The sequence below is a fragment of the Chitinophagales bacterium genome, assembly GCA_041392475.1.
Lineage (GTDB): Bacteria > Bacteroidota > Bacteroidia > Chitinophagales > UBA2359 > JAUHXA01.
The window spans coordinates 2,846,569-2,863,273 of the sequence record JAWKLZ010000001.1; the positions used below are offsets into that span (position 1 = coordinate 2,846,569).

Sequence of the window (16,705 nt, forward strand, 5' to 3'; positions counted from 1 at the left end):
TTGTTCTATTGCTAAATGGTTCTACTGTTATATTGTTTTATTCAACTGTTGAATGATTAATATTCAAAAATTTTACTCCTACGGAGTGAATTCAACTCAAAACCACAAACTATTTTTTAGAAACCACCAATTTAACAATACAACAACTCGGCAATGAAACAATTCAACCATATAACTATTGGGCAATGAAACAATACAGCCATTTAACCATTCAGCAATAGGACAATCCAACCATTACCACCATTATCAAAGTCAAAAGTATGAAAAAACTTGCTGTAATAGGCTTTATTATCATTATGGTTTTTGCTTGTACCCCAAAAAACAGGGTGCAAAAATCTCCTATTGAAACGCCAACAACAGTTCGGACAGATATGCCTACGGGCGAAAAACCCACAAAGTTTACTCCCAAAGCCCCCTCCAAAACTGTTGAAGCCCCGACTCCAAAAACCAAAATACCAGAAATGGTTTCGCCTGCCGAACGTCCTACACCTCCTTTGAAGGAAAAGCCTACTGCCCCTGTAGCGGCTGCAAGGCTTCAAATGGGTGCAGAAAAATTGAACCAATATTTACCTATTTTGAGTGGTTTGAATGTGGCAGTGGTCGTGAACCAAACTTCAATGATTGGCAGTCGACATTTGGTAGATGTTTTGTTGTCGCAGCAAGTGGCGGTAAAAACGGTTTTCGCTCCTGAACATGGATTTAGAGGTACAGCTGATGCGGGCGAGCAGGTAAGCAGTTCGAGGGATGTGCGGACAGGATTGCCGATTGTGTCGCTGTATGGCAACTCCAAAAAACCTTCTGCCCAACAATTATCGGGCATTGACTTGGTGATTTTTGACATTCAGGATGTGGGCGCACGTTTTTACACCTACATTTCAACGATGCACTATGTGATGGAAGCCTGCGCCGAAAATGGGGTCAAAATGGTGGTTTTAGACCGTCCAAATCCGAACGGTCATTATGTGGATGGTCCCGTTTTGGAGTCTGCTTATCAATCTTTTGTGGGAATACACCCGATTCCTGTAGTACATGGAATGACGGTTGGCGAATTGGCGAGAATGATCAATGGTGAAGGTTGGCTGAAAAATGGGATGCGTTGTGATTTGACGGTGATTCCTTGCGACAACTATTCGCACCGCACGATTTACAATCTCCCTATCAAACCTTCTCCAAATTTGCCGAATAGCCGCTCGATTTATCTCTATCCGTCTTTGTGTTTTTTTGAAGGAACTGCGGTCAGCATTGGACGTGGCACCGATAAACAGTTTCAACTCATTGGCGCACCCGAATTATCCTCCAAAAAAATGCCCTACCAATTTAGGCCTGTCAGTATGGAGGGCGCAAAATATCCCAAACACGAAAATAAAACCTGCTACGGTTTTGACCTTTCTACCATGCGTTTGGAGGTTTTTTACAATCAGCATCAATTGGATTTGAAATGGCTGATTGAAGTCTATCGTGATTTTCCCAGTAAAGCAGAATTTTTCAACAAAGACAATTTCTTCGATAAGTTGGCGGGTAATTCCAGATTGCGCCAACAGATTATTGCAGGTACACCCGAACATAAAATTAGAGAAAGCTGGGAACCTGCTTTGAGTCAGTTTAAGGAGAAACGGAAGCGGTATTTGTTGTATCCTGATTTTTGATTAAAAAAACTATGAAAATAACCTTCTTGTCAGACACACACGGTCAACACCGAAACAAAAAACTGCAATTACTTGCAAGTAAAATGATTGTCCATGCTGGTGATTTTACTTCAATGGGGACATTGGCGCAAGTCAATGACTTTTTGGAGTGGTACAGCGAATTGCCACATCCGCACAAAGTGTTGATTGGCGGCAACCACGATTTTTTATTGGAGCGAAATCCTCAACTTTTCAAGTCGCTTTTACCCAACAATATCACCTATCTCGAAAACGAATCCATCGAAATCGAAGGCATCAAAATTTGGGGTTCTCCCATCACACCCTGGTTTTACGATTGGGCCTTCAATCGGCATCGTGGGCAAGATATTCGCCGATATTGGGAGCAAATTCCCGATGATGTGGATATTTTGGTGACACATGGCCCGCCTTATGGACAAGGTGATAAAACTTCAAGGGGCGAGTTGGTGGGATGTGAAGATTTGTTGGAGAAGGTCCTGCAAATCAAACCTAAATACCACATTTTCGGACACATACATGAGGCATACAGCATTAGCCAAAACGATGCGACAACTTTTATCAATGCAAGTTGTTTGAACCTCAACTATCAAATGGTCCATGCGCCTGTGTGTATTGATTTTTAAGTGCTAATTTTGCAGCGAAAGTCAGTAGGCTTTCTACAAAATTTTCATTCAAGTTTAATTGACTTTCGATATTTAATTCGTGGTTTAATAAAATATCAAATCCTCACCCCGCTCCTCTCCAAAGGGGGAGTTTGTGTGCTGTATTCCCCCTTTGAAGGGGGGCAGGGGGATGAAAAACAATGAATTATTTTTCGGAAAGCAACCACACTTGAACGGACTTCACTATAGTAAATATCACCTTCAATGAACGAAAAAACCGAATCACAAAAAGTTGTTCCCTATAAAGATTCTGAGTTGAGTAAGAAAAATCAGGTTGCCAAAATGTTTGACAACATTGCGCCTCGCTATGATTTTTTGAACCATTTGCTTTCTCTCAATGTCGATCACTATTGGCGTTGGCGAATGATCAACCGATTGAAAAGTATCCAACCCAAAAATATTCTGGATGTAGCCACAGGTACAGGTGATGTAGCCATTGCAGCCATGCGATTGAAGCCTGAAAAGGTTGTGGGAGTGGACATTTCAGCCGAAATGTTGGAGTACGGAAAGGTGAAGATGAAGAAGAAAAAATTGGACAAGGTGGTAACGATGCAGCTGGGTGATGCAGAAAATTTGGACTTTGAAGACAATAGCTTCGATGCAATAACCGTTGCTTTTGGAGTAAGAAATTTTGAACACCTCCAAAAAGGCATCAAAGAACTCAATAGAGTATTGAAGCCCAACGGCAAATTGGTCGTATTGGAGTTTTCTAAACCTAAAACATTTCCTATCAAGCAGTTTTACAATTTTTATTTCAAGTACATTCTACCTTTGGTCGGCCGCTTCTTTTCGAGCGACGAAAGTGCTTACACTTATCTACCTGCATCGGTGCAAGCCTTCCCCGAAGGTGGGGAGTTTATCAACATTTTATCACAATCAGGTTTTAAATCAACCAAATGGATACCTCTTACTTTTGGGATATCCTCTATTTACGAAGGAACAAAATAAATAGTCAAATGCTGCTTAAAAATTCAAGTTCAACCTTAGAAAAAAGTTCAACTGCAAATTCACGATTCAAAGTTTATTTGATTCATTGTGTTTTATTTGCGTCGCTTTTGGTATTGTTTCCAACGCTTTCCCAAGCGCAGTTAAACATGCCTGGGCATGAAAATAAAAATCTACATTTTGGCATTGCAGTGGGCTTAAACTGGAGTAATTTCAAAGTCACCCATTCTGAAGATTTTATTAATCATGATACGATTTTAGTGGTAGAATCACCTCGTTCTCCTGGCTTCAATGTGGGTATTATCTCGGATTTACACATCGGCAAACGAGCTGATTTGAGGTTCATTCCCACCTTGATTTTCATGGAAAAAGATTTGATTTACGATGAAAAATTTGCGAGCGAAGTAGTAGAAACTCCGCAAACCATCGAATCCATTACCCTCAGTTTCCCACTTTATTTTAAGTACAAATCCGACCGATTTTTCAACAATTTCCGATTTTATGTATTGGGTGGCGTGCGCTTCGATTGGGATTTGGGATCCAACTCCAAAGCTCGTAAAGCATTTGACATCATCAAATTAGACCGATACGATGCGGCTGTAGAATATGGTTTTGGATTGGAATTTTATTTCCCACTCTTCATCTTTTCGCCCGAAATCAAATTTACCAGCGGCTTGCCAAACATTCATGTGCCAACTGATGGGCTTCGCTACTCCAATATTTTGCAGAAATTGCAGTCGAGAGGAGTCACATTTACACTGCAATTTGAAGGATAGAAGCGGGTACGTTTAAAATTCAAAATTCAAGCTCAAATTCAAGAGTTTATTGGCATACAGATAACCGAAATTTTAGAAATTTCGGTTATCTTTTTTTGAAAACTTCTCAAAATCACATCCTCGGTGTATAATGCCTTCTCAACCAAACACTCAAACCGTCCAATCCAGGAAACAACACCCTTTCGGTGATGTTGGCTTGATCCAATTTATCTCGAATTTCCCACTTCAATTTGGCAGGAATCACAATTTTGAAGTACAATTCGGGGTGCAAATCGAGCCAATCATTGAGAAGATAGGTTGAATCGGATAATAGCGAAAAAAGTGCATATTGATTCACAATGCGCTCGTCTAAAGACGGAGGTTCTAAAAATGCCAAAAAAGGTGTTTTTTGAAGACTGTCAAATTCGTGTAGCGTATGGCATGCTTCTTCAAGAATTTCACCTGTAAAAATATTGGAACCTTCTTCAATGAGTGCGTACTTCAATTTGGTGGGCAAATAATCCTTGACTTTCACATAGTTAATCGCCCAAATTACGCCATCCCTATCGTATTCGTCAATGTTGGCAGTCATAAAATGCAGTGCTACATAGGGCGAATAGGTCCAGTCCAATAAGCGGGTTGGTAAGCCATAATGCTGCGCTACTGCCAACCAATTCCATATAGTACCGCTTGCCGATATTTTGTCACGCCGTGCATATTTGCGAAAATTACGAAGCAAATGCCGTTCTAAATCTTCATAACTTCCCCCCAATCGCATCAAACTGGTTTTGAGGTTGTAGGTTACATCCGATAGCCCTCGATAAACATAAGGTGAACGAAACCGTCCCAGTTTCTCATCCCACGAATTGTGAAAAAGCTGTTCTTGCAGGGCTATCCAAGTATCTACTTTTATTGTATTGTCCATATTATTTGTCATTGAAGGTTTTGAGTGCAAAATTTTCAGAATCAATTGTTTCAAAAAAAATATATTTACACTATCTTAGCTATTATAATTTTATAAACATTCAAAAAATTTCCAAAAACCATGCTACGAAATTTACTTTACTTAGGCAGTTTTTTGTTATTATTTTTCAGTTATTTTTCGGCAAACGCACAATCGGAATCCGATATCGTCATCACCGAAATCATGTACAACCCTCCTGAAAGTGGCACAGATTCGCTGGAATTCATTGAGTTGTATAATAAAAGTGCTGCTCCCATTGATATGTCTGGTTATTCCTTTTCACAAGGTGTGACCTTTACATTTCCTGAAAATACAGTCATTGCAGCAGGTGGATACCTGGTATCAGCCGTCAATGCAAGTGCTTTTGAAGCCTTTTTTGGTTTTCCTGTTCTTCAATGGGAAGGAGGCGCATTGAGCAACAGTGGCGAAGACATTGTGTTGGTAGATGTCAGTGGTGCAGTCGTTGACTCTGTATTTTATGATGATGAAGGTGAATGGACTATCGAACCTGATGGCAATGGGCCTTCTTTGGTCTTGTGCAACCCTGATGCTGACAATTCACTAGCCACAAGTTGGAGTTTTGCCACAATTGAAGCAGGAATGAACAGTGAAGGGCAAACAGTTTTTGCTCATCCCAATGGAGCCTGTTCCGAAATAGATGCGATTCCTCCATTTCCTTCAACAGTGAATGCTACAACTACAACGACACTCGAAATAAAATACAGTGAAGCAGTTGAATCGGTTTCAGCAACCAATTTGGCGAACTACACAGGTTTGTCCATTGCAGCAGCCGAATTAGATGCGAGCAATATGCTGGTAAACATTCAACTCTCCACGCCTTTGATTTTGGGTGTTTTTGAAACCTTGACCATTGCGAATGTGAAAGATTTGGCGGGAAATGCCATGTCTGAAGCTATGAGTTTTGATGTGGTGTTCAACAATACGGTTGCAGAATTGGTGATTACTGAAATTATGTACAACGATCCAGGTGGCGAAGATAGCCTTGAATTTGTGGAACTCCAATATTTAGGAACAAGCACTGCACAATTAGGAGGTTATGCGTTCTCAGATGGTATTTCTTTTACCTTCCCAACCATGACAATTGAGCCAAATGAATACATTGTGGTGTCTAAAATCCCTGAGTTTATGGAAGAATTTTTCGGTATTTCGTCTATGCGTTCTTTTGGAGGACTGCAAAATGGTGGCGAGCCGATTGAGATTAAAAATACAGTGGGCGATGTGATTGATGTGGTCGAGTATGACGATGCCGCACCCTGGCCTACGGAGGCAGACGGTGATGGGTATTCGCTCAATTTGTGCAATACTTCTTTGGATAATAGCGATGGAGTGAATTGGTCTATTGCCACTGAATTGGACTCGGCGGGCGTTTACCAAGGGGTGGTCATTTATGCAACGCCTGGTGCGGATGGCTGCAAAACGGATGTGGGCATCGAAACTTTGGATGGCACACGAATTGATCTTTTCCCCAATCCTGCAAGTAGCTATCTGTCTATTCAAATTGAAGGTACAAACGATTGGCAACTAAGTGTTTTCAATATTCTGGGTCAAGAACTACTGACATTGGAAACTGTGCAGAATAGCCATCAAATGGATGTAAGCAAGCTTGAAACAGGTATTTATTTTGTTCATTTTCAAAGCAAAACGACAAATGAATATCATGTTGAGCGAGTCGTGATTGAGTAATAATTTGGTCTGAGTAATTTTAGAAAAACACTGCAACGAAAACATCCAAAAACTTTCGTCGCAGTGTTTTTTTTACCATCAATACTCTATCCTATCCAATGTCTTATCTTTGTTTAGCATCAAACTTTCTAAACGAGCATTGGCTCGGATATTCACGATGTTGCTTTGTTTGGGAAAAGTATTGGTCAGCAGCATGTTATTGACTTCAATGGTTTCAATATTTTCTACTCCTTCTATCTCCAAATAGCACCACATTTCGTTTATTTCCACCTCTTTGCCTATATATGTGAAAGAATCCTTGAGGTCATTGTTGACAATGATTTGCAGGTATTTTTGAAGGTAATACACAATCAATTCATCTGCTTTGGGGTTTTCTTGCAAAGTACCCAGTTGTAGCTTTTCACTAAATTCTTCAAACAATGCTTGTTCAAAATCATCGGTGAACACCTTTAGTGTCACTTCCAATGTTGTCGCATCTGCATTGTGCTGAATATTGCAGATGCTGACATAAAATTCGTGCGTGGCAAACGCTAAATTGCCTGATAATAGTACCAATAGTATATACGTTATTTTTTTCATGACTTGATAATTGTGGACAATTCTTTTCCGCCTTTGATACCAAAATCCAATGTACGAATGGGAAATGGAATCGTGATATTGTTTTGGTGAAAGGCTTCGTGAATAGCCATAATTGCCTCAGAACGAGCTTCTAAATACTCAGCTTGTCGGCTGAATTGAATCCAGAAACGAACCACAAAGTTAATAGAACTCTCACCAAATTCTTCAAAAAACAATTCTATTTTCCAATTGGGCAACACTATGGGTAATTCGCTAATTGTTTGGGTGGTTAGTTCCTTGACTTGCCTCAAATTTTCAGCGTATGAAACACCGATAACCAAATCTACCCGTCGCCGTCCTGTAAAGTTGTAGTTCACCAATGGATTCTCCAACACTGCTCGATTAGAAAGGATAACTGATTGTCCAGAAGTATTTTCCAAAATGATGGATCGAAAGTGCATTTGCTTGACCGTTCCAAAATAACCATTGCTGTCTATCAAATCACCCATTGCAAAGGGGCGTTTGACGGCAATAATGATACTGGATATAAAATTGACGGTCAAATCCTGAAATGCAAAACCCAAAGCCAAACCGATGATTCCTGCTCCTGCTAGTATAGAAGCTACGGCTTTGTCCAAAGCCATCACACTCAATGCTATCGACAATCCCAATAGAAATAATAGAAAACTGGCAATATTGGTAAGCAACTGTCCTACGGCTTCGCTCCCTGCAACACGTCTAAATACCCGATAAGAGTACCGAGCGTTTCCTTTGGCAATTATATAAAAAAAGAAAAGAATAATGGCGGCCAACACAATATTGGGCAACATAGATATCAGTAGTTCTATCCAGTTCATTAGCTTACCCCATATTAATTTGGTACTATCCGTAAAGCTATCATCCCACTGTTGAGCTTGGCGAATAAGGGAAGAACTATCTGTTGGATACTGCAACATGTATGCTATTTTTTATTGATTGATTATTTAATAAATGAGTGAATTTCGAGTTTTTAACACACAAAGATAAGGATAAATAAAGCTATTTGATTTGTTTATTTTACTTTCAAATATTGTAATATTGCAGTAAGCCAACAAATGAAACAAATATTACATAACAACATACCTTTTATCAAAATGTTTCTACCACTTCAATCTTATATTCAGTCTGTGACCAATGATTTTCAGAACATTCCTACTATTCGTCAAAAAATACTTGAATCGGTTGGCACATTTATCAGGCAACAATTAAATAATAATCAACGAATTAACTTGAATTTCATCTGTACTCACAATAGCCGAAGAAGTCACTTTGGACAAGTTTGGGCTGAAATAGCAGTTATCCATTATGGATTGAAAAATATCCATACTTATTCGGGAGGTACCGAGGCTACTTCCTTCAATATTCGCTCGGTAGCTGCCCTTCAAAGAGCAGGTTTTGAAGTAAAAAAATTGGAGCAAGATAATGAAAGTGAAAATCCTCGCTATCAGTTGTATTTTGCAGATGATACCCCTCCAATGACTTGTTTTTCCAAAGCTTATGACCACTTTGCCAATCCTTCAATAAACTTTATCGCCATTATGACTTGCTCAGATGCAGACGAAAACTGCCCTTTGGTTTTGGGTGCAATACAACGCTTCTCAGTGACTTATGAAGATCCGAAAGTAGCAGATGATACCCCTAAAGAAACCCTAAAATACGATGAGCGATGCCGTCAGATAGCGACCGAGACATTCTATATGCTGTCCAAAGTATAAGGCTGATTAAAAAATCCAATTTGAAATGATTATATTTAACTTTCTTTTTTCACACTATTCTTAAATCATTTTTCTTTATGAAGAAAATCAATCACTTAATTATTTTTTGCTTATTTACACTAATGGCTGCATGTAGTAATTCAAATACCAATACACCTACGACAACGCCTTCTATTACTGCCGAAAATACAGAGAATAATACTTCTGTCAGCCATATTTCTCAAAAACTGAATGTAGCTGATTTCAAAGCAAAAATGGAGGAATTGGTTAATGAACAACTCATTGATGTGCGTACAATGGAGGAATTAAATGAAACGGGTAGGATTCCTCAAGCACTTCCTATTGACTACAACGGAGATGATTTTGAAGCAAAAATTGCGGGTTTGGACAAAAATAAACCTGTGATGGTGTATTGTAAAAGTGGTGGTAGAAGTGGCAGTACTTGTGAGATGTTGAGGAACATGGATTTCAAAGAAGTCTATGATCTTCAAGGAGGTATTACGGCTTGGATTTCTAAGGACATGCCTGTTGAACAGTTGGAAGTTAAAAATTAGAAATTGAATATCTCCCCAAAATAGATTCTGTTATTATAAGTTTTATACTTTATGAAAAAACTACTTAGGCAACATTTTCCTGTGCTGCAAGAATCTCAACTACAAGACTTGATTGTAGAACATGGTACATTAATGGACGTATCAGCAGGAAATGTGATTATTGATTTTGGGGGTTATATTCGCCACATTCCCCTTTTAATCAAGGGTAATATTAAGATTTTGCGAGAAGATGAAAATGGCAATGAAGTATTGCTTTACTATTTGGGAGCTGGCGAAACTTGTGCGATGTCACTCACTTCTTGTATGGCAAATACACAAAGCGAAATAAAAGCAGTAGTTGAAGAGGATATATGCATGATTGTGATACCTGTACGCTTTATGAGCGAGTGGTTGACTCAGTTCAAAAGCTGGAAAAACTTTGTGATGGATGTCTATCGAAAGCGTTTTGAAAAACTGATGGAAGTAATTGACAGTATTGCTTTTATGAAAATGGATGAACGTTTGCTGAAGTATTTATCTGACAAAGCAGAGATTACGGGTAAGGTTGTTTTTGAGGTTACGCACCATGAGATTGCTTGTGATTTGAACTCATCGAGAGAGGTTATTTCTCGCCTCTTGAAGAAATTGGAGAAAATGAATAAAATTAAATTAGGTAGAAATAAGATTAAAATAATAGATATTTCTATGTAAACTTTGGACGAAGGAGCAAAAATGCAAGAAACAAGGATTTATTTCTAATTGCATCAATGAGTTAAGATTTTGATTATCATTTTTTTATATCTCGCATCTTGCCTTCTACTCCTTTCGTATAAAATCTAATTTATATGAAATGTATTTTTTTGAAATACTAAATACAATGTAACAGAAGTTTTTTTTAACATCGTTCTATGACAAAATTTGTCAATTTTCACCCCCTATGTCCCCCTTCAAAGGGAGAATTTCCTCACTATCAATACATTTCTCATTTGGAGGAGGATAGGGGGAGGATGCGCCAGTTTTGAAGTAGTATTAAATAATTTCCATTTCAGTGTACTAAACAGCCGCCATTTATTTAATTTTTGTTGTACTAATTGAAGCAGCCTATCTGTGATTGGCCATTCGTTTGTAGCGAAATAGTCTTTTCAAAAACCCATCTAATAAGGTCAATAATCCCAATACATACACAATTCCTAAACCCATAAAAAATAGAGGATGACGGGCAATATATGCCAATCGTTCGAAACCTTCAAGAATGAATATTCCTACCCACCCCATTGTTTCGCTGTCACTTCCAACAGCTACATCCTTCAATAAATAAATGAGAACCGCAAGTGTCAAGAAAGCTGCCAAAAACCACTTAGATGTTGGCTGCCAAAATGGCTGACTATCAGTAGATAGTGCAGCATTAGGTTTTGGAGCAACTTGTAGTTTGGCCATTACCTCAACATTGAAGTTGGCGGCAGGTTGTGTGACTTGCATCGCATGTAAATCGCTGTTCACCACCTGCATCGTTTGATAGAATTGAAGCATTTCTCGATGTTCCTTCAATTGAAGCTGTTCTTGAATGTGCTTTGCACGCATTTCTGTGCAATTGCCATCCAACAAATCCCATATATCTTGTTCTGTTATTAAACTCATTTGCTGTTAGTTATAAAATTTCTCTAACTTCCTCCTTCAATAAATCTTGTAAAGCAGGGAGAAGTTTTTTTCTGGCTCGATGCAATTTCACCTTTGCATTGCTGAGCGAAATATTCATCACTTCTACAATTTCTTTCAAAGATAGCTCATGTAAGTAAAATAAAGTAATGATGCTTGCTTCATCTGATGGCAAAGTCGCAATGGCTTGTTGTATAAACTGTTGTCTTTGCTCTGCTTTGAGTTTTGAGAATTGTGGAAGTTGTGTGCTTGACACATCATAATCCTGTGGCTCTCTGTTGTTGTAGAGTGCTTTTTTATTGGTTTGGGCTCGCAAATGGCTAATTGCGGTTTTGTAAGTGATGCTGTAGAGCCATGTCGAAAACTTCGATTTTCCTTCAAAACTAGTAAGTGAATGAAATGCTTTGACAAAGGCATCTTGCGCCACCTCTTCCGCCTCTTGAGGATTGCTTACCAAACGCAAGGCTAAGGTATAGACCAATGCCTTGTGTCGGTTCATCAAACGCTCAAAAGCCGCATGATTTCCCTTGATTGTCTGCCGAATGTCTTTTATATCTGAGTCTGTTTGCATAGGTTGTGGCGGTAAAATATCAACTGTTCAACCGTTGTTTTGAAGTATAAGTCGCTGGTCATAGAAAATAGGTTACAGTTTTTGTTTTTTTGGAGGAAATTGTATCAAATTAAGTACTGTAAAGAGTTTCTTGTATAGCTTGGCATTTATTTTGCGGTAATTATCAAACTACCTCCATTCCATCTACTTCGTTTATATACAAATATTACTCAATTATTGATTTGTATATTTTCTTAGTCTTATACAAACACCACCCAGTCTAAAGTTTAATTGTTTTTTTTAAATGAATTGTTAATATTTCATTATGATTCAAACTACTATAATATTGAATCTCTCATATACTGATTCTTGTGAGAAGGGTCAAATTACTCTTATTAATAATGCTGAAGATGGTTTTGAAGAGAATAATCATTTCAATCAATCATTTATCACTTCTAAAACTGAACAGATAACCACAGATAAATCATCTCCCCAAGATAAATCTGCTGATACCGATGATGATAAAGCTACTAAAGAAAACACACCATCAGAGGGTGAATTCACGGGTTTAGAAAAAGATTCATTGGATTATGAGGGCAACCCATCACCTGATAATGAAAATATTGTAATTGAGGTAGAACAAATTATTGAAGACACCAATTCAATGGATAGTGATTTAATTGAATTAAAAACAGAACCTGTTTTTGACGAAAATTACATGCCTGATATATCTTCCCCTCTTCCAAAAGAAGAGGCTTCTTTTGACCCTTACATTTACCTCAGTCATTTAAGGGAAATGTTTAATAATAAGCGGCAATACATGATGGATATGATTGAAATTTTGCTGCAACAAATTCCAGAAACCTCACAAAAAATGGAAGTAGCGATTGCTTCTGAAAATTGGGAGGAAGTTTTTTTTCAAAGTCATCGCATCAAATCTACTTTCAAAATCGCAGGTCTGCAATCATTGGTAAGTATCTGTTTGGCTATTGAAGGAAGAACCAGAATTATTGCCCCAGCAGAACTACACCTTGTTCCTGACTTTTTTAGACAATTTCAGATACTTTCGGAAGCGGAAGTACCCAATTTGACAGCAGCATTGGAATACCTGAAAAATCACCCAGAGGATGCAGCACCTTCAGAAATAGTGCATGATCAAACGGATGAATCAGATTTTATTCTCCTTCTTTGATTCTCCACAATTTCCACCACGGCACATTGGGTTTCTCGTGATGCTCGTAGTGATAACCAAAAAAATAACAGGTCATAAACGCCCACAAGTGGTTTTTGGATTGGCTACGAGAGTAGTGTTTGTTGTCGTGCTCACCTTTATGCGGCAAATAAGTGCCGAAATAAAACAATTGAAAAGTGCTAATAATAGCAGGTGCAATCCAAAATATCAATAAATTTTCGACTGGTATTATCAACTTCAATAGATTGAAAGAAATTGCATAGCACAATAACTGCCAAATGCTTACATAGTGCTTAACAAACTCAAAATACCAACTCCAAAAATTCCCTTCATAGTAGTCTGGATCTTTATCCGTATGCACATAGCGGTGGTGTTCGTGATGTTCTTCAAACAATCGTTGGTAGGGAAAAAAAGCATACAAAAAAGTACAAAAACGGCCTAAGGTGTCATTCAAAACTCTGTTTTGAGGAGCAAGGCTGTGGTGCATCGCATCATGAGCAGTGATAAAAAGCCCTGTATAAAGGTGAATTTGGAGTAGAAAAAGAATGTAAGGCAAAGGCGACAGATAATTAATTTCTACTTTTAAGGCTGTATATAAATTAATTGTCCACAAAAAAATGATTGCCAAAGCAATCCAAACGCCTTGATAATCCGTATGTTTCTCAGGAAAGCTATTTTTTTGGTTCATGATAAGCGACTAAATTGTTTTTGAATCATTTATATAGTAGTTGCTAACTTTTTTTTCTAAAAAAAGTTTTTATTGTTTACCTTTTTCGTAAAAGTGCAACTATATAAATAGGGTCGGTGTTCTTTGAGGCTATTAATATTTTGAAACTTTGTGTAAATTATCGGTATTTTGTACGATGAATTTAAAGTTGAAACGGACTTATGCCATACACTTATGAATATCCTCGACCGTCTGTAACTGTTGATGCGGTGGTATTTGGTTATGATGGAACAGATTTAAAGATACTCTTAATACAACGCAAACACAATCCTTTTGCCAACTATTGGGCTTTGCCAGGAGGTTTTGTAGATATGGCCGAAGATTTAGAAATGGCTGTCAAACGTGAGTTGGAAGAAGAAACAGGCTTGAAAGATATTTTTTTTGAACAATTGTTCACTTTCGGAACACCTAATAGAGATCCAAGAGGAAGGGTAATTTCGATAGCTTATTTTGCTTTGGTCAAAAAAACGGATTTCCATTATGCAAAAGCCGCTAGCGATGCAAAGGAAGTCAAATGGTTTTCGATGGTAGATTTGCCAAGGCTCGCTTTTGATCACAACGAAATCTTGGATATGGCCTTAGATAGAATCAGGGGGAAAGTAAGATGGCAACCTATTGGTTTTGAACTCTTACCTCAAAAGTTTCCCTTATCTGAGCTTCAACATCTGTATGAAACTATTTTAGGAGGAAAGTTGGATAAGCGAAATTTCCGAAAAAATATATTGAAGATGGATATCTTAAAAGAGTTAGACGAATTTCAAAAGGATGTATCACATAGAGCTGCACGATTGTACAGTTTTGATCAAACAAAATACGATCGTAAACTCAAAGAGGGTTTTGATTTTGAATTGCGTCAAAAACTATTGAAGTAGAATAATAAAATCTTTCCTATTTTTATTATATTAAAATAGGAATTACTATTTTGCAACAATTATTTTTATTAACCTTAAAGCATCCTTTTCTCACAAAAATCAGTCTTAAATAAACACTACACTCCAAACAAATTCTACAAGCTTATAGCCAATGTATAAAACTTATAGCATTACTTGTTTTTTGTGGCTCACTTTCTCTATATCGGTATTTTGCGAAGATGGCAAAAATCGCACTGGAAAAATTGACACTACACAAATCAAGACAACTTGCATTGAGGAAGGAGAACAACCTGATTATCAATATCAAATTTCTGGTATGACGGTTTCCTTCGAAACATCTAAAGTAGAGAAAGACAGCTTAGATTTTCAATGGCAAATGGGGGATAATACCACAATTTTTTCCAAACAAAAATTTAACCATACTTTCCAGAATCTTGGTAATTATGAAACCTGTCTGACTATCAACAGCCCAATTCCTACTGAAAAACCTACTAAAAAGTGTAAGGTCATTACACTAGGTGATCCATTTTTGTGTGAGCCTGATTGGATTCCTGTATGTGGATGTGACAACCAAACGTATATGAACAGCTGTTTTGCCCAAAACTATCATGGCGTATATTATTGGGAGGAAGGGCCCTGTTCCAACGTTGATTTCTCGCTATCTGCTACCTTTATCTACGAGGATAAGGACAACCTCAACATTCAATTTATCAATACGTCAACTGGTAATTTTGATACCTATGTATGGGATTTTGGAGATGGTCAAAGTTCCAATGCACGAAATCCACAAGTGCTCTTCCACATTGAAGGAGCATACCATGTATGTTTGACCGTAAGTAGTGAAGTAACCGAAATGGTAGAAACCTACTGCGAAGAAATTGAAGTAATCCGAAGTCGGTGATTTTCTGATTCTTATTAGGTTCTCTCTTGATTACTTAAAATACAAGACTTTATATTCACTATTTGAATGGATGCCGTTGTTCCCACTCATCGTTTCTTAAGCGATTGATAATAGGCACCAATATTCGATTCCCCATAAAATTCTGATGACGCATAAAACTATTGGCATGTATAGGAGTTGCTCCAACGGTGCTCTTGATTTCGTGAGCAGTTCGACCAAATGCAAGCGTTTTAACTCCATGTTGAATCGCCTCCTCCACCAAATCATACAAAATATTGGCATACAAGCCATAATCTCGATTCAGAGCATATTGATAGCCTACATAATGTGCTTCTAAATGATTGTCAGTCAAAAAATAACTGATAAATCCGACCAACTCCTCTCCCAAATAATACCCCAGAACTTTAAAGTAATCCCCAAATTGTTTTTTCAGTTCCGTATAATATTGTGGTGCAGCAGACAGCAAATTGATTTCGGCACCATCAGCAACTTCTCTATACAATTTATAGATCAATTGCTGATTTTCTACAATTTCTTCCAAACTCAAATCTTTACGAAACAACTTAGCTCCCTTTTTTCGATAACTTTTGGTACGTGTTCGATATTTGGCCGTCATACTTTGTAGATAGTCCTCAAAACTATTCCATTCTTCTCTCACTGACAATACCATGTCAGGCAAACCTTCTACCTCAGCATAACCCTCTGCATTTAATAATCGAGCATTTTTCAGCGTCTCTCCTTCAAATTCTTTCACCATCACTGCCGTTACTGACTCTTTTTTAGTTTTCTCTTCTTCAATGATGTGGTCAATCGCATTGCTCAATTCGGCAAAGGCAGCAGTTGGCTCAATTTCTGATGAAAAGCAAAATCCATGTTGGCCAGTGATAAAAGGATTGCCACAAATCAATAACCTCGGCTCCAAATTATTTACCCTCGAACGCATATAATTCTTAAACGCTACACCTATGTTTTGCACCCATTTATCTTTTTTTTCCTCCAATTGAAGGTTGCTCCCTTCAATGCGAACCAAAACAATAAAGGCCCATGCTACGGCCTGCCCTCCTTTCATTATCACCACATATCGAACACCTACTTTGTCTTTATGTGTTTCTTCAAAAGCTGTCAAATATTTGCGTTGCAAAAAAATCTGAGAAGCAGGAATACAATTGTCCCAAAACCCCACAGGAACTTTATGAATTGATTCAAAAAACTTTAATTCAGTTGCCTGTACTACAACGTTTTTCTCAACTTTCATTACAGACATAGGA

At 37.9% G+C, this 16,705-nt stretch carries 18 protein-coding genes; 11 read left to right on the forward strand and 7 right to left on the reverse strand.

Going from position 1 to position 16,705, the window contains the following annotated elements:
• Positions 1-260: 260 nt before the first annotated feature.
• The 4 genes from R3E32_10555 (at position 261) to R3E32_10570 (ending at position 4,047) form a co-directional block, all read left to right on the forward strand.
• Positions 261-1,646: a DUF1343 domain-containing protein gene (locus R3E32_10555; GenBank protein ID MEZ4885156.1), complete on the forward strand. Its 1,386-nt coding sequence runs from the start codon at positions 261-263 to the stop codon at positions 1,644-1,646.
• 11 nt (positions 1,647-1,657) lie between these two features.
• Positions 1,658-2,287 (forward strand): metallophosphatase domain-containing protein, encoded by a 630-nt coding sequence (locus R3E32_10560; GenBank protein MEZ4885157.1) that lies wholly within the window; start codon positions 1,658-1,660, stop codon positions 2,285-2,287.
• Between the two features lie 243 nt (positions 2,288-2,530).
• Positions 2,531-3,274: a bifunctional demethylmenaquinone methyltransferase/2-methoxy-6-polyprenyl-1,4-benzoquinol methylase UbiE gene (gene ubiE / locus R3E32_10565; GenBank protein MEZ4885158.1), complete on the forward strand. Its 744-nt coding sequence runs from the start codon at positions 2,531-2,533 to the stop codon at positions 3,272-3,274.
• A gap of 8 nt (positions 3,275-3,282) precedes the next feature.
• A complete protein-coding gene (locus R3E32_10570; protein MEZ4885159.1) occupies positions 3,283-4,047 on the forward strand; it encodes an outer membrane beta-barrel protein in 765 nt (254 codons plus the stop codon).
• A 112-nt stretch (positions 4,048-4,159) separates the two neighbouring features.
• Here R3E32_10570 and R3E32_10575 read toward each other — a convergent pair whose 3' ends face one another.
• On the reverse strand, positions 4,160-4,951 hold the full coding sequence (locus R3E32_10575; GenBank protein MEZ4885160.1) for an FRG domain-containing protein: 792 nt from the start codon (positions 4,949-4,951) through the stop codon (positions 4,160-4,162).
• A gap of 120 nt (positions 4,952-5,071) precedes the next feature.
• Between R3E32_10575 and R3E32_10580 the strand changes: the two genes are divergently transcribed.
• Positions 5,072-6,694 (forward strand): lamin tail domain-containing protein, encoded by a 1,623-nt coding sequence (locus R3E32_10580; GenBank protein MEZ4885161.1) that lies wholly within the window; start codon positions 5,072-5,074, stop codon positions 6,692-6,694.
• 78 nt (positions 6,695-6,772) lie between these two features.
• Here R3E32_10580 and R3E32_10585 read toward each other — a convergent pair whose 3' ends face one another.
• On the reverse strand, positions 6,773-7,273 hold the full coding sequence (locus R3E32_10585; protein ID MEZ4885162.1) for a DUF6702 family protein: 501 nt from the start codon (positions 7,271-7,273) through the stop codon (positions 6,773-6,775).
• Positions 7,270-8,208 (reverse strand): mechanosensitive ion channel, encoded by a 939-nt coding sequence (locus R3E32_10590; protein ID MEZ4885163.1) that lies wholly within the window; start codon positions 8,206-8,208, stop codon positions 7,270-7,272. Before R3E32_10590 ends, R3E32_10585 begins: the two co-directional genes overlap by 4 nt.
• Positions 8,209-8,346: 138 nt before the next feature.
• Here R3E32_10590 and R3E32_10595 point away from each other — a divergent pair, with 138 nt between their 5' ends.
• The 3 genes from R3E32_10595 to R3E32_10605 all read left to right on the forward strand — a co-directional run bounded on the left by R3E32_10595 (position 8,347) and on the right by R3E32_10605 (position 10,250).
• Complete coding sequence (locus R3E32_10595; protein MEZ4885164.1) at positions 8,347-9,006, forward strand: protein-tyrosine-phosphatase; 660 nt, start codon at positions 8,347-8,349, stop codon at positions 9,004-9,006.
• A 77-nt stretch (positions 9,007-9,083) separates the two neighbouring features.
• A complete protein-coding gene (locus R3E32_10600; protein ID MEZ4885165.1) occupies positions 9,084-9,560 on the forward strand; it encodes a rhodanese-like domain-containing protein in 477 nt (158 codons plus the stop codon).
• Positions 9,561-9,611: 51 nt separating this feature from the next.
• Positions 9,612-10,250 carry a Crp/Fnr family transcriptional regulator gene (locus tag R3E32_10605; GenBank protein MEZ4885166.1) on the forward strand — a complete coding sequence of 213 codons (639 nt, stop codon included), beginning with the start codon at positions 9,612-9,614 and terminating at the stop codon, positions 10,248-10,250.
• Between the two features lie 390 nt (positions 10,251-10,640).
• Here R3E32_10605 and R3E32_10610 read toward each other — a convergent pair whose 3' ends face one another.
• A complete protein-coding gene (locus R3E32_10610) occupies positions 10,641-11,177 on the reverse strand; it encodes a hypothetical protein (protein MEZ4885167.1) in 537 nt (178 codons plus the stop codon).
• A 10-nt stretch (positions 11,178-11,187) separates the two neighbouring features.
• On the reverse strand, positions 11,188-11,766 hold the full coding sequence (locus tag R3E32_10615; protein MEZ4885168.1) for a sigma-70 family RNA polymerase sigma factor: 579 nt from the start codon (positions 11,764-11,766) through the stop codon (positions 11,188-11,190).
• A gap of 325 nt (positions 11,767-12,091) precedes the next feature.
• Between R3E32_10615 and R3E32_10620 the strand changes: the two genes are divergently transcribed.
• Positions 12,092-12,937, forward strand: a complete 846-nt coding sequence (locus tag R3E32_10620) for an Hpt domain-containing protein (GenBank protein MEZ4885169.1) — start codon at positions 12,092-12,094, stop codon at positions 12,935-12,937.
• On the opposite strand, the gene R3E32_10625 is transcribed toward R3E32_10620, so the two are convergent.
• Entirely contained in the window at positions 12,921-13,625 is a 705-nt protein-coding gene (locus R3E32_10625) for a fatty acid desaturase (GenBank protein ID MEZ4885170.1), read from the reverse strand. The two genes, R3E32_10620 and R3E32_10625, sit on opposite strands and share 17 nt — an antisense overlap.
• 200 nt (positions 13,626-13,825) lie before the next feature.
• On the opposite strand from R3E32_10625, the gene R3E32_10630 reads away from it, so the two are divergent.
• Positions 13,826-14,536 (forward strand): NUDIX domain-containing protein, encoded by a 711-nt coding sequence (locus R3E32_10630; protein MEZ4885171.1) that lies wholly within the window; start codon positions 13,826-13,828, stop codon positions 14,534-14,536.
• A 151-nt stretch (positions 14,537-14,687) separates the two neighbouring features.
• The gene (locus R3E32_10635) at positions 14,688-15,437 is read left to right on the forward strand and encodes a PKD domain-containing protein (protein MEZ4885172.1); all 750 of its coding nucleotides are present in this window, start codon (positions 14,688-14,690) and stop codon (positions 15,435-15,437) included.
• A 58-nt stretch (positions 15,438-15,495) separates the two neighbouring features.
• Here R3E32_10635 and R3E32_10640 read toward each other — a convergent pair whose 3' ends face one another.
• Complete coding sequence (locus tag R3E32_10640) at positions 15,496-16,701, reverse strand: GNAT family N-acetyltransferase (GenBank protein ID MEZ4885173.1); 1,206 nt, start codon at positions 16,699-16,701, stop codon at positions 15,496-15,498.
• Positions 16,702-16,705: the final 4 nt, after the last annotated feature.